The sequence below is a fragment of the Bilifractor sp. LCP21S3_A7 genome (assembly GCF_052118825.1).
Taxonomy (GTDB): domain Bacteria; phylum Bacillota; class Clostridia; order Lachnospirales; family Lachnospiraceae; genus Bilifractor.
Map to the genome: position 1 here is coordinate 252333 of NZ_JBQKGL010000002.1, position 13722 is coordinate 266054.

10 protein-coding genes are annotated in these 13722 nt (G+C 47.8%); 3 read left to right on the forward strand and 7 right to left on the reverse strand.

Going from position 1 to position 13722, the window contains the following annotated elements; all coding sequences use genetic code 11:
* Window positions 1-43: 43 nt before the first annotated feature.
* From ACTQ1O_RS02825 to ACTQ1O_RS02840, 4 genes are all read right to left on the reverse strand, one after another.
* Complete coding sequence (locus ACTQ1O_RS02825) at window positions 44-982, reverse strand: transporter substrate-binding domain-containing protein (RefSeq protein WP_441486008.1); 939 nt, start codon at window positions 980-982, stop codon at window positions 44-46.
* 104 nt (window positions 983-1086) lie between these two features.
* Window positions 1087-2133 (reverse strand): agmatinase, encoded by a 1047-nt coding sequence (gene speB / locus ACTQ1O_RS02830; protein WP_441486009.1) that lies wholly within the window; start codon window positions 2131-2133, stop codon window positions 1087-1089.
* Window positions 2134-2385: 252 nt separating this feature from the next.
* Window positions 2386-3558: an NAD(P)-dependent malic enzyme gene (locus ACTQ1O_RS02835; RefSeq protein WP_441100287.1), complete on the reverse strand. Its 1173-nt coding sequence runs from the start codon at window positions 3556-3558 to the stop codon at window positions 2386-2388.
* A 186-nt stretch (window positions 3559-3744) separates the two neighbouring features.
* The gene (locus ACTQ1O_RS02840; RefSeq protein ID WP_441486010.1) at window positions 3745-4875 is read right to left on the reverse strand and encodes an Ldh family oxidoreductase; all 1131 of its coding nucleotides are present in this window, start codon (window positions 4873-4875) and stop codon (window positions 3745-3747) included.
* A 494-nt stretch (window positions 4876-5369) separates the two neighbouring features.
* Here ACTQ1O_RS02840 and ACTQ1O_RS02845 point away from each other — a divergent pair, with 494 nt between their 5' ends.
* Window positions 5370-6110, forward strand: coding sequence for a FadR/GntR family transcriptional regulator (locus ACTQ1O_RS02845; RefSeq protein ID WP_441486011.1), 741 nt, complete (start codon window positions 5370-5372; stop codon window positions 6108-6110).
* A 106-nt stretch (window positions 6111-6216) separates the two neighbouring features.
* Here the strand turns inward: ACTQ1O_RS02845 and ACTQ1O_RS02850 are convergent, their stop codons facing one another.
* Window positions 6217-6660 carry an Lrp/AsnC family transcriptional regulator gene (locus ACTQ1O_RS02850; RefSeq protein ID WP_441100414.1) on the reverse strand — a complete coding sequence of 148 codons (444 nt, stop codon included), beginning with the start codon at window positions 6658-6660 and terminating at the stop codon, window positions 6217-6219.
* A 534-nt stretch (window positions 6661-7194) separates the two neighbouring features.
* Here ACTQ1O_RS02850 and ACTQ1O_RS02855 point away from each other — a divergent pair.
* A complete protein-coding gene (locus ACTQ1O_RS02855; protein ID WP_441486012.1) occupies window positions 7195-8631 on the forward strand; it encodes an aspartate ammonia-lyase in 1437 nt (478 codons plus the stop codon).
* 113 nt (window positions 8632-8744) lie between these two features.
* Here ACTQ1O_RS02855 and ACTQ1O_RS02860 read toward each other — a convergent pair whose 3' ends face one another.
* Window positions 8745-10070, reverse strand: coding sequence for a Na+/H+ antiporter NhaC family protein (locus ACTQ1O_RS02860; protein ID WP_441486013.1), 1326 nt, complete (start codon window positions 10068-10070; stop codon window positions 8745-8747).
* A 538-nt stretch (window positions 10071-10608) separates the two neighbouring features.
* Between ACTQ1O_RS02860 and ACTQ1O_RS02865 the strand changes: the two genes are divergently transcribed.
* A complete protein-coding gene (locus ACTQ1O_RS02865) occupies window positions 10609-12678 on the forward strand; it encodes a sulfatase-like hydrolase/transferase (protein ID WP_441486014.1) in 2070 nt (689 codons plus the stop codon).
* Between the two features lie 205 nt (window positions 12679-12883).
* Here ACTQ1O_RS02865 and scpB read toward each other — a convergent pair whose 3' ends face one another.
* Complete coding sequence (scpB, locus tag ACTQ1O_RS02870) at window positions 12884-13525, reverse strand: SMC-Scp complex subunit ScpB (protein ID WP_441486078.1); 642 nt, start codon at window positions 13523-13525, stop codon at window positions 12884-12886.
* Window positions 13526-13722 lie beyond the last annotated feature (197 nt).

Sequence of the window (13722 nt, forward strand, 5' to 3'; positions counted from 1 at the left end):
GCTGATCAGCCGATGAAAGGCATCTGGTAGACCCAAGATGCAATCAGCTGTCAGATTCAGGAATATAATTATCACTCGGAAGATCTACTGTCTGTCCAAACCATTTTTCTTGCTCTTTTTTCAGAAAACCATTTTCTTTGAATTTCTCAATTTCAGAATTAATATAATCGGCCAATTCTGAATCAGATTTTCTTACTGCCCATCCTAACCAGACATCGGTATTCGTTACGTAAGCAGGCTTTCCATCAGAATTGGTGACAATTTCGAATTGATCAGGATATTTTTTTACAAGTGAAGCTGCACTTGCATAATTCTGAGCTACGAGATCGATCTGCTTGTTTGTCAATTCAGAATAAGCCTCTGTGAAATGGTCATATGTTTTGAGATCAGAATATCCCTTCCCGCCTTTTGATTTTAATTCTTTGTTAAAGTTTTTCATGTCAGTTTCGTTATAACAGGAAGTTTGTGTACCTACGATCGTCCCGTTGACATCATCAAGAGACGTAAAGTTATTATCCCCTTTTCTTTTTATGAGAACAGTAGTTCCCTTTTCTATGGGTTCTGTCATAGTATATGATTTTGCCCGCTCGGCTGTTATTCCGAGTGTTGCTCCAACAACATCATATTTATGCGCATCAAGACCTGCAAGTATACCCTGGAACGGTAAATCCTGATATACTAATTTTACTCCAAGATCGTCACATATCTGATTAAATAAATCCGCATTATAACCAATAATGGTTTCTCCATCATCATCAAGGTATTCAAATGGTTCATATGCTGCTTCAGTTGCAACTACTAATTGTCCTTTCTTTTTTATTTCATCCAAAGTCAGTGTGCTGGAAGCAGAAGCCGAAGATGCAACAGTTGTAGATGCGGAAGTAGCTGTATTGGAACTGCCAGAGGATGTGGAGCCACATCCTTCAAAAGTGGCTGTGAGCATAGAACCTGTCAGGATCATTGCAATTAATTTTTTTTTCATCTTTTATCCTCCTTTTTGTGTTTGCTTGATGAAAAGTTCTTTAATAAAAAAGGCACTCTTCCTATTCAGGAAAAGCACCTTTGCTGTTATTATTCTGAAAGACTTCAACGAAGTCCGTTTTTTTTCTGATATGCGAGAATAGACAAGAATTCAAAAATGATATTTGCCCCCATATAAGCAGTAATTTCAGAACTATCATACGGAGGAGCAACTTCTACAACATCGAAGCCGACAAAACTTAGGTCCTTCAGCTGACGAATAAATTGCAGTGTCTCAAATGAAGTAAAACCGCCTACTTCAGGGGTTCCGGTACCAGGAGCATATGCCGGATCTACGAAATCAATATCAAAGGTAAGAAATACCCTATTGTCGCCTACCCTGTCATGTATCTCCTTACTTAGTTCCGCAGCGCTCATGAAGTGAAGTTGATCTCCAGGTATTACCTTAAATCCAAGATCGGCAGCAATGTTAAAATCATCAGGATCATATAATGAACCTCTCATTCCGATCTGAATAGATTTTGATGAATCAATCAGCCCTTCTTCAAGAGCTCTGCGGAATGGAGTTCCATGATTATACTTCTGACCAAATACAGTATCACATAAATCCAAATGGGAATCAAAGTGAATTAATGATACCTTGCCATATTTTTTATAAATTGCTCTGAGTTCGCCAAGCGTAATCGCATGATCCCCCCCGATTGAAATTGGAACAGCGTCGTAATTTAAAACTTTTTCAGTAAGAGTGCTTTCTATTGCAGCATAGGTTTCATGAATGTAATCAGGGATTATTGGCACATCCCCCAGATCAGCACCTTTGATGGAATCCATGATGTTGACACCCATAGGAATATTATTAGGTTTTATCATTGCGGAAATATTACGAACTCCATTTGGACCAAATCTTGCTCCGGCACGGAATGATGCTGCCGTGTCAAAAGGTATTCCTACAATACCAAAATCTAGACCCTCTGCATTCTCGCTGAATGGAAGCCTCATAAAATTGCCCATGTTTACAAATCTAGGAGAACCCGTTGCGCTTGGCGGTTGATATCCACTCATTGTTTTCTGCCTCTTTTCTTTAAGATTTTGATAGGAACTATTGATGTTATTTATTGTTTGCCATTTTAACATTTCAAGATTAATTGTCAATGGGTACAATTTCGTATGTAACTAGTGTATTCATAATTGAATAAGGGCAATCTCGCGCGTTTTCTTACAATTTTCAAATATACAAGTGCAATGATCTAAATTATATTCGTTTATGCATAGATCAAATAATATGAAGGATGCTCATAATTGCCTTAATGGGGCGTTGAATAGAAAAAAGGCTGCCGCAGCGATGTGATCCGTACAGGATAACAAGCTGCAGCAGCCTTTCTGACTTGCGGCAGAATATTATATTCAGATTCTTGCGACTCCGCTCTCACGGGCAGCCTTAGCGACAGCTTCGGCAACGGCAGTCTTTACTCTCGGATCAAATGCCTTCGGAAGAATGTAATCCGCGGAAAGCTCCTTGTCGGAGACAAGGCCGGCGATTGCCTTTGCGGCGGCAATCTTCATCTCGTCATTGATGTCGGATGCGCGTACATCCAGAGCTCCGCGGAAGATGCCCGGGAAGCAGAGAACGTTGTTGATCTGGTTCGGGAAGTCACTTCTTCCGGTCGATACAACTGCTGCGCCTGCGGCCTTTGCGTCATCCGGATAAATTTCCGGTACCGGGTTTGCGCACGCAAAAATGATCGGATCCTTTGCCATGCTGCGAACCATATCCTGAGTCAGTGTGCCGGGTGCGGAAACACCGATAAATACATCAGCTCCCTTGATGACGTCTGCCAGAGTGCCGGACTCATGTGAGCGGTTTGTGATCTTTGCCATCTCTTCCTTGACCGGGTTCAGTCCTTCACGGCCCTCATAGATTGCGCCCTTGCGGTCAGTCATGATAACATTCTTGAGACCCATGGAGATCAGGAGCTTGATGATAGCGATTCCGGCAGCGCCGGCACCGGATGTGACGATCTTGATATCCTCGATGTTCTTGCCGACAACCTTGAGCGCATTCATCAGGCCTGCAAGGGTGATAACCGCGGTTCCATGCTGGTCATCATGGAAAATCGGAATATCGGTGCACTTCTTCAGCTTCTCTTCGATCTCAAAGCATCTCGGAGCAGCGATGTCCTCGAGGTTGATGCCGCCGAAGGATCCGGAAATGAGAGAAACGGTCTTTACGATCTCGTCTACATCATGTGTTTTTACACAGATCGGGATTGCGTCTACATCGCCGAAAGCCTTGAAGAGCGCGCATTTTCCTTCCATAACCGGCATTCCTGCCTCCGGTCCGATGTCGCCCAGGCCGAGTACTGCGGAGCCGTCTGTTACAACTGCGACGGTGTTCCATCTTCTGGTCAGCTCGTAACTTTTATTGATATCCTTCTGGATCTCAAGACAGGGCTGTGCAACACCCGGGGTGTATGCAAGGCTCAGCGCCTCGGCGCTGTCTACTTCAGCTCTCAGCTTGATTTCAATTTTACCCTTCCACTCATAGTGTTTTTTCAGGGATTCCTTTGCGTAATCCATTTGATTATCCTCCATATATTATGAATATGAATTTATGAATATGAATTGAAATTGTTACCGAATAAGAATTGCTGCTGTACAAAAATAATGGTTATCTTCTGGAAACCGTTACCGTACAGAATTTGTCCAGCCGCAATATGCCTTCCGGAACAGGTTACCACTCCGGAGGCATTGCTGTAAAGGGAATCAGTAATTGCCGGCGAAGAATTTGGAATCTTTGTTGACCTGATATCCCTCAAAGTATTTGCTGAAGTCCATGTGCAGGTAGGAGCAGAGGTTGCTGAGCTCTACCATGGTATTGTCGTTTACCGGAATACCGTTTTCTCTTCTGTCTTTCTCTGCAAAAATCTCTTTTTCTCCATGCGTATAGATCTGTTCCTGACCTTCTGCCTTCGGGCTCTCACGAAGTCTCTGAAGGTAATCGGAGAAGTTCTTCTTGATGGCTTCCGCATCTCCGAAGAAGGCGGGATTGATCGCGATGAAGCCATGGCAGATTCCGGTTTTATCCTTGAAGGTGCAGCACTGATCCGAGTTCACGCCGTTTGAGAGGATGGAACTGAGGATTTCGCAGACCATGCCCCATCCGTAACCCTTGTGGCTTCCGGTCAGAGGATCATTTCCACCCAGCGGCATGATGCCGCCGCCCTTCTTTGCTACGATATTGGACAGAACGGTCGGCGCGTCACTGCATGGATTACCGTTGGCGTCGAGAGCCCATCTTTCCGGAAGCAGTTTTCCGGCTTTGTTGTACATCTCCAGCTTTCCTCTGGTGACAACTGTTGTAGATGCATCGAAAAGGAAGGGGAACGGGTCGGCAGGAACGGCAACCGCAATCGGATTGGAGCCGATCATTGCCTTTCTTCCGAACGTAGGAACCATGATCGCCTCAGAGTTTGTCGCGGCGACACCGATCAGTCCCTGGTCACTTGCCATCTTTGCGTAGTATCCGGCAATTCCGAAATGATTGGATTCACGGACGGATACGATTCCGACACCGGTGGTCTTTGCCTTCTCGATTGCCTTATTCATTGCAAAATAAGCATTGAGCTGGCCCATTCCATTATGTCCGTCAATAACTGCGGATACGGGTGTCTCAAATACAACTTCGGGCTTTGCGGTCGGATGAATTGTTCCCTTTTCAATTCCCTTGTGGTAGCGGACCATCCTCTGCATGCCGTGGCTTTCAATTCCGTAGAGATCAGCGGTCAGCAGAACATCCTTGATGATTTTTCCCTCTTCATCGGAAAATCCGAAATTGTGAAAAACATCGGTGCAAAAACGATTCAGTGTTTCATAGCTCCATTTAACGTACCCCATTGTACTGCTCCTTCTGGTATATTTACCACGATTGTTGCTTTGATTGGTAATACCAATATAACACCGCGAATATTGAAATTCAATAATGATTTCCCGGATGAACAAGACAAAAACAGCGACTGTGACCGTCTGCGTTCTGCCCGGGGTCCTGGAAGCTGAAGATCAATGAGAGTAAGGAAGTTCGAGAAGGACGAACGGAGACATGCCGGAAATGAAGCTCCCAAAGGGCCCCGAAACAAAAAAACAGAAGGAGCTCTTCTCGAAATCGGGAAATTTTGTGGTAATATAAGCATGCGTAGAAGATATGAATCTAAACAGAAAATATGTAAACCTGCATGCTCTGCAAGGCAGGGCGTCACAGATAATATCCTGCGAAGCACGGAGCAATCCGTAGCTTATACAGTGTGTTTCGCGCGGACTTATACAGTTTGTGGCACGACTTATCGCATGGGGGTTTATTGTATAAAGACAGGATGTAGAACGGGGAGAAACCGATGACAGAGCAGGTTGTATTTCAAAAAGTAAATAAAGAAGATGCAGTGAATGATATACTCGATCAGATCATAAAGGCAATCGAAGATGGCCTGCTTCATGAGGGAGATGCGCTTCCCACGGAGAGGAAGATGGCGGAGCAGATGGCTGTGTCCCGGCCGGTGGTGCGTGAGGCACTTCATTCTCTCCGGCTGCTCGGCATCATTCATTCGGTGCAGGGGGGCGCGAATTATATCACAGATGACTTTAACCAGTGCATGATCACACCGCTCACGCTTCTGTTCCGGATGAATCGGAGCACAGTAACGCAGGTGCAGCAGCTGCGTTCTTCACTTGAAGTGGAATCCGCCTCTCTTGCGGCCGAAAAATGCACCGAGGAGGACGCTGCCGAGCTGGAATGGTATCTCAAAAAGCTGGACCAGGAGGAGAATGACCGGGAGCGTGCGTCTCTTGACCGGGAGCTTCATCTGAAGATCGCCTCCATTGCGGATAATCCCATGATCTATCAGGTTCTGTGCGCATCCTCCGTATTGATTGAGAACATGATCACGGATATCCGGGCTCTGGTCATGCAGAAGGAAAAATCCACAAAAGGCATTGATCAGGAGCACCGGAATCTGGTTCGGGCAATAATGTCGCACGATACGCGGGATGCTCGACGTCGGATGAACGAGCACATGTGGACGGTGACCGGCTATGTCAGAACGATTGAGGAGAATAAACGTTCCTGCGGGGAAGGCTGATCTATTTTTTTGCAGAGCACCACATCCATAGCACGCACAATTTCCCGCACAGGACATATCAATGAGTCCTGATCATGCGATGCTAGATTCGGGCATATCTATTGTTTTATGGGGAAGTGTGAACCGGCACTGCCCTCTGCTCCACGCTGGTTGAAAAGACGATCTGGGTCTTGGTGCGGCCGAATTTCTGGAGCTCATTGATGAAATGATCCAGTTCTGTCGTACTCTGGAACATGACCTCGATGAGCATCGAGTAATCACCCGTCACACAGTTGCACTCCACCACGTTCGGGATCGACTTGATATAGGGATAAAACTCGGGTTTCTGATTCGGTTCGACCTCCAGGTTGATGAACGCCTTAATATGATAATCCAGCATCATAGGGTTGATCTGTGCGTGATATCCCAGGATGACGCCCTGCTCCTCCAGCTTTTCCAGCCTTGCAGAGACGGAGGGCGAGGACAGAAAGACCTTTGCTGCCAGGTCCTTGAGAGGGATTCTGCCGTCCTTCTGCAGGATATTCAGTATCTTGATATCGATGGCATCCAGCTTTTTCAAAATTTTACCTCCATGAAATCCATCCAAATACATAATTCAGGAAAAAGTTCCATCTACAAAATTTAGAAAAGAAGTTCATCCATGAAATTGAGGAAAATGATCCATCTACATAGAAATTGAGGAAAATAATCCATCTACAAAATTCAGGAAAAAAATCCATTCACAAAACAGAACAGCAATCCATCCGTGGAATCCAGGGAAAAATCCAGGAAAATAGAAAAAGAGGCACCGGCTGATCTTTTCAGCTGGTACCTCTCTGTACTGCCCTAATTATAAACCTTCCGGCGTCAGATGCAAGTGAGAAGTTTATAAACGGCTTTATTTTATTCGTCATAACGGAAATTAACTTCATTTATTTCGTGAGAACGCCCCGGATTTCTTCTCTTTCAATCTTCTCAACTTAAGATATTTACATCGGGTTTTCAGAGTGCTATTCTCGCGTCATCCGGAAGGACAGTCGGTGAAGACGTCCGAAAAGTTTAATGAGTGCTCAAATTTCATTCAGGACATTTGGAGGGAAACATCATGGAGATTTTTGAGAAGATCACAGCAGGAACTCGTCTGGAAGCTGATTCTATCGGCACGCTGGAGGTGCCGGAGGATGCCTATTATGGAGTGCAGTCTCTTCGGGCAAAGAGGAATTTTCCGATCACCGGCACCGGACTCCATCCCCTGTTTATTCGGAATCTGGCGAGAATCAAGCTCGCGGCGGCCGAGACAAACAAGAAAAGCGGAAAGCTGAAGCCGGAAAAGGCAGATGCCATCGCAAAGGCATGCCGTGATATCATGAGAGGCAGGCTTACAGAGTCTTTCATCGTGGACGGAATTCAGGGCGGAGCCGGAACCAGTGCAAACATGAACGCGAATGAGGTTGTGGCCAACAGGGCAATCGAGCTGCTTGGAGGCAAAAAAGGCGATTATTCCGTCATTCATCCAAATGATGACGTGAACATGTGCCAGTCAACCAACGATGTGATTCCGACATGCGGCAAGCTGACTGCTCTCGATCTTCTCTCCGTCCTTGACGGTGAGCTGGAAGCGCTTGCAGACAGCCTCTCTGAAAAATCTGAAGAATTTGATCATATTCTCAAAATCGGACGCACACAGCTCCAGGATGCTGTCCCCATGCGCCTCGGTCAGACCTTCCATTCTTATGCATCGATGGTTTCCAGAGACCGCGATCGTCTTCTGCATCTCAAGAAAGAACTCTACACGGTGAATATGGGCGCGACAGCCATAGGTACCGCGATCAATACCTCCGATTTTTATTTTTATAATATTGTCCCGACACTTGCAAAAATCACCGGTTATCCGCTTACGCAGGCAGCGGATCTGTTTGACGCGACCGAAAATCTCGACAGCTTCGTGACGATTTCCTCCGGACTGAAAACCTGTGCGGTTGACCTCTCCAAGATGTGCAATGACCTTCGTCTGCTCTCCAGCGGACCGCGGGCGGGAATCGGCGAGATCTCTCTTCCGGCGATGCAGAACGGATCTTCGATCATGCCCGGAAAGGTCAACCCGGTAATTCCCGAGGTTGTGACGCAGGTGGCATTTGAGGTCGCCGGCAATGATACGACCATCACCATGGCAGCGGAAGCCGGGCAGATGGAGCTGAATGCGTTTGAGCCTGTTCTGTTCTACAATCTGTTTGACTCTGTTTCTGAGCTGACGCACGCGGTGAACACGCTGCGTGTGAACTGCATCGATGGAATCACAGCGAATGAGGAAAGATGCGGGGAGCTTCTGAATGCAAGCGTTGGAATTGCCACTGCTTTGAATCCGTATATCGGATACAGGAAAGCCGCGGAAATCGCAAAGAAATCCCTGAAGACCAGCGTGCCGGTGAAGGAGCTGGTGCTTCAGGAAAAGCTGATGACAGCAGGCGATCTCGAGCAGGTGCTTGATGCCTACAGTCTGACGTCAATCCATACGGGAAGAACCGCAAGCAGCGCAGTCTGAAAACGTGATAGACGAATAGTCCGTAAAGAGGAGCAGGGCCTGAACCAATACTGATGAGAAGGGCCGCAAGCAGCGCAAGCCTGGCCAGGGCAGGTGGGAAGGACCGCGGCTGCTCAGCTCCTGTCGAAAACGATCGAGAGAACCACAAAGATCAGGAGCAGGAAGGGATAGAATAAATAAGGAATGATCGATACGGTGGAGACCCCGGAGAGACTGGCTGCAATCAGAAGCTGTGCGCCGTAGGGGATAATGCCCTGAAAGATGCAGGAGCAGGTGTCCAGAAGGGACGCGGTCTTCTGCGGCTGTATCTGATATTCCGTGCTTACGGTTTTGGCGATGGGCGCGGCGACGACGATGGCAACGGTATTGTTTGCTGTCGCGATATCCATCAGGCCGGTAAGAAATGCAATGCCGAACATGGCACCCCGCTTGCTGTGGGAGAATTTCCGGATCAGCTCCAGGATCGCCTCAAAGCCTCCGTACTCTTCCATCAGCGCGCTGATGGAGGCGACAAGAATGGTGACGATCATGGTTTCGAACATCGACGATGTGCCGGTACCCATGGAGGAAAACGCGGTGGCAAAACTGAGTTCTCCGAGCAGACCGCCCATGATCAGGAACAGGAGAATCCCGACTCCAAGGACAACGAAGACATTGGTTCCGAGAAGGGCCATGACAAGAACCGCAAAATATGGGAGCGCAAGGCCGAACTGGAAAGGATAATTTCCGAGTTCGGCTTTTCCGCCGTTCAGGGCAATGACGCAGAGAATTGCCAGCGTGAGTACGGCGGCCGGGAGGGCGATCCGGATATTCGCGCGGAATTTATCCTTCATCTCAACGCCCTGTGTCTTGGTGGCCGCAATCGTCGTGTCGGAAATGAAGGAGAGATTGTCTCCGAACATGGCACCGCCCACGACGGTACCGACACAGAGAGGCAGGTAAAACCCGGCTGTTTTTGCGACGGAAGCGGCGATCGGCACCAGTACGGTTATCGTGCCGACACTGGTACCCATTGACATGGAAATCAGGCAGGCAATGACGAAAAGACCGGGAATGGCAAATCGGCCCGGTATGATATTCAGAAGCAGGTTGGCGGTACTCTCCACTCCGCCCGCCTGGTTGGCAATTCCGCTGAAAGCGCCTGCCATCAGGAAAATAAAGAGCATGATCGTGATGTTGTCATCGCCGATTCCTCTGGCGCAGATATGGATCTTTTTATCAAAGGAAAGAGAAGGATTCTGGAGAAAGGCGACGATCAGCGCCAGACCAAAAGCCACGACGACAGACATGATATAGAAGCCCATTTCTCCCTTAACAGGGTGGATATATTCAAAATAAATACCAGATCCCAGGTACAGGACGAGAAATACCAGGATGGGGATGAGTGCCTTTGGGTTCGACTGTTTCTTGTGGGTTGCTTTGGCGTTTTGCTCAGACATTTTCTTTCTCCCTAAATAATAGTGGTGGATACGAATACTTACAGATTCAAATACTTACAGATATAAATATTGCATGCAGGTATTCAAAAGCGTAAATATTCAAAGATTCAGGTATTTATGGATGCGAATGTTCTTGGGTGCAAATGTTCATGGATGCTTAACTTATGGACATATATTTATGGATGCACATAAATAATACTAATTCATAACGGGATGATCTTCAAGATAAACGGCTGTTGTTCCAGCCGTTTTTTCATGAATTTTTCCTGATATTCAGCATTCTTTGGCCAGTACTTTCAGGACTTCGTACATCGACAAATTCCGGTAAAACTGTTATGATGGTTCGTTGTCAAGTTAAAAGTGTTGAATCACTGGGTTAAATCATTGAGCCAGACACGTTAAATCTGCCAAAATGCAGAAGGCCACGTGACAACTCTGCCGAAATGCAGAAGCTTACGTGAGCAAGCTTCTGAAACGCAGAAGCTGAGCAGAAAGAATTTGTCTATGTACGTAACAGATGTCTGGAACGGAGGAAATTATGAGTATTAGGGAAGTCCTCGGAAAGGGGAAGCACTGGTTTCTGAAGGCAGTAAGGCCGGAACCAAAACCGCCGCGGCATCCGAAACTGGTGCAGTTTCTGAACCGATATGCCCTTATTTTTCATTTTGCCGCGTCGTTTTTCGGATATCTGCTTATTGAGGCGCTGTCGAGACATTCCTTCGGGGCGGCGGTAACATTTCTGGATGATCACACCAAGGTTTTCCTGTATAATACACTGCTGATCTTTCTGAGCTCACTGATCGTATTTCTGTTCCGGAGACGGACCTTCTGGAGAATTCTGGTTCTGACCTTCTGGATGCTCCTTGGAATCAGTAACAGCATATTGCTGGCGAACCGTGTGACGCCGCTGACCGGACCGGATCTGACGGCGCTGAGCGAAGGAGCTTCTGTAGTCACGAAGTATCTGTCCGGCTGGGAGATCGGGGTGATATACGCACTTATTATTGCTCTTGTGGCCGGTCTTATTGTGCTGCTGTGCCGCTCTCCGCGCTATCAGGGAAAGACACACAGGATTCCGGTGCTGATCGGGATTGTACTCTCCTGCTTCGGTTTCTGGGGACTGACCCGGGTGATGGTAAATGTGCGCCTGCTTTCCGCTTATTTTGAAAACATTGCCTATGCGTATGAGGATTACGGTTTTCCGTACTGTCTGACGGTTACAGTTCTGGATACCGGAATATCAAAGCCGGACAATTACTCCAAGACGATGGTGGATCAGATCATTGCGGATGAGCATGATGAGGAGAAAACCACCTCGGATACGGACAATCTCCCGAATATTATTATTGTGCAGTGCGAGACATTTTTTGACCCGACCCGTATGAAAAATCTCACGTTCTCCGAGGACCCGCTTCCGAACTGGCATAAGCTGGAAAAGGAATACACCTCCGGTCTGTATCAGGTGCCGGTCGTGGGTGCCGGCACGGTAAACACTGAATTTGAGACCCTGACCGGAATGAGCATGCGGTTCTTCGGAGCCGGTGAGTATCCCTATAAGGGCATCCTCAGGGAAGAAACCTGTGAGAGTGCGGCAACCGTGCTGAAAAATCTGGGATTCTCCGCGCATGCGGTCCATGACAATGAGGCGAACTTCTACAGCCGCCGCAAGGTGTACGCGGATTTCGGATTCGATACGTTTACTTCGGGCGAGTACATGGACACGCAGAATGACGTGAATGAGAACGGATGGATGCGCGATGAGAATCTGATCACTCCGATCAACGACGCGCTGGATTCCACATCCGGGAAGGATTTTGTCTTTACTGTTTCTGTTCAGCCTCACGGCTCCTATCCGAGTGAGCATATCATTGATAATCCGGAGATTACAGTGACGGGGACTGACACAGACGCGGAGAACGCCGCGTGGGAGTATTACGTGAATCAGCTGCACGAGGAGGATCAGTTCATCGCGGACCTGATTCAGGATGTGGAGAACCGGGGTGAACCTGCAGTGATTCTGTTCTACGGGGATCATCTCCCAACGATGGGCCTTTCCGATGAGGATCTGAATTATGGTTCGATCTACCAGACCAATTACCTTCTGTGGGACAATATCGGCCTGAAGAAGGAAAGTAAAGATATCACAGCATATCAGGCGGCAGCAGATCTGTTTGACAAGCTTGATATTCATGACGGCGTGATGTTCCGGTATCAACAGACGATGCAGAACAGCGAGAGCTACACCTTCGACATGCAGACGCTTCAGTACGATATACTGTACGGAAAACGATATGTGTACAACAAGACAAATCCGTTTAAAAAGTCCGATCTCCGGCTGGGCGTGAAGCCGATTGTTATTAATGGAATTACAAAGCTGGCGAACGGAACGTATTACATCAGCGGTGAAAATTTCACACAGTCATGTAAGGTGGTTATCGACGGAAAGCTGGACAACGATACGATCTATGTGAACAACCAGACGCTGATGGTAAATGATCAGGATCTGAATGAAGACAGCATGATAAAGGTAGCGGTTCAGTCAAATTCCAGCACACACAAGGTATTGAGCAGCACGTACGCATATAAATATAGTTGGTTCACTGGCTAAGTATTGCGGGAGTGCGAAGCAAGGAGCAATCCGCAGCTTATCCGGTATCATAACAGAACAGCTCTTCGAAAACCCAGACAGAATAAAGATAAGAATAAAGATAAGAGAAGAAAAAGGGGGTGCCGCACCAGTTCGTGCGACACCCCCTTTTTAACGAATGAAATCCGGCTGGGAGTCCTGATTTTTATGAATTTTTCAGAGCCATTCAGACGTCTACACGCACATCGGCCTCCGCTTCTGCTTCCGCCTTGAAGTCCGCGATCTGTCCGGGACTGAGCTCCGGGAGCTGATCTGTCGATTCCACACCGAAGTAGCGGAGAAATTTTTCTGTGGTGCCCAGAAGAATCGGCCGGCCCGGAACATTAAGGCGTCCGAGCTCCTGAATCAGATCATATTCCAGAAGCTTGTTGACCGCGTGCTCGGAGCTGACGCCGCGGATCTGTTCGATCTGAGCCTTTGTGACCGGCTGTTTGTATGCGATGATGGAGAGAGTCTCCAGAATGACATCGGTAAGCTGGGGTTTCTTTGGATGTCTGGCGAGCGTGATCAGCTGGCCGTAATACTGTTTCTTTGTGGAAAGCTGCCAGGAGTTGTTGAGATCGAGAAGCTGAATGCCGGATTCCGGCCGGCTCAGCCTTTTCTGCAGGGAGCGCAGAGCCTTCTCGGTCTGCGAGGAGGTGCGGCCAACGGCAGAGGCGAGACGCGACAGCTCAACGGAATCTCCCATCGCAAAGAGAAGAGCCTCAAGGGCTCCCTCCAGAGTTGTGTCCTCCGTTTCGGTGAAGCGAAGGTTATCGTCCTGCCGGGAGTCGGAGTTTTCCGGACCGGATCCGGTATCTTTACGCATATTGGGAGCGGAATGTTGGGAGTCGGAGTTTTCCGGACCGGATCCGGTATCCTTACGTGTATGGGGAGCGGAATGCCGGGAGGAATCCGCTGAGTGGCCGGGTTCGGAACGGGGAGCTGTATCAGCTGTTGTTTCAGGTGTAGTATCCGGGTCTGTTTCTTTATTTCCGCTTGTTTTTTTTGTTTCTATTTCTTCTG

Bases quoted from the DNA above. Each gene is read 5' to 3' on its own strand.
- ACTQ1O_RS02825 (WP_441486008.1), bottom strand. From the start codon at position 982: ATGAAAAAAAAATTAATTGCAATGATCCTGACAGGTTCTATGCTCACA.
- ACTQ1O_RS02835 (WP_441100287.1), bottom strand. From the start codon at position 3,558: ATGGATTACGCAAAGGAATCCCTGAAAAAACACTATGAGTGGAAGGGT.
- ACTQ1O_RS02840 (WP_441486010.1), bottom strand. From the start codon at position 4,875: ATGGGGTACGTTAAATGGAGCTATGAAACACTGAATCGTTTTTGCACC.
- ACTQ1O_RS02845 (WP_441486011.1), top strand. From the start codon at position 5,370: ATGACAGAGCAGGTTGTATTTCAAAAAGTAAATAAAGAAGATGCAGTG.
- ACTQ1O_RS02855 (WP_441486012.1), top strand. From the start codon at position 7,195: ATGGAGATTTTTGAGAAGATCACAGCAGGAACTCGTCTGGAAGCTGAT.
- ACTQ1O_RS02860 (WP_441486013.1), bottom strand. From the start codon at position 10,070: ATGTCTGAGCAAAACGCCAAAGCAACCCACAAGAAACAGTCGAACCCA.
- ACTQ1O_RS02865 (WP_441486014.1), top strand. From the start codon at position 10,609: ATGAGTATTAGGGAAGTCCTCGGAAAGGGGAAGCACTGGTTTCTGAAG.
- scpB (WP_441486078.1), bottom strand. From the start codon at position 13,525: ATGCGTAAAGATACCGGATCCGGTCCGGAAAACTCCGACTCCCGGCAG.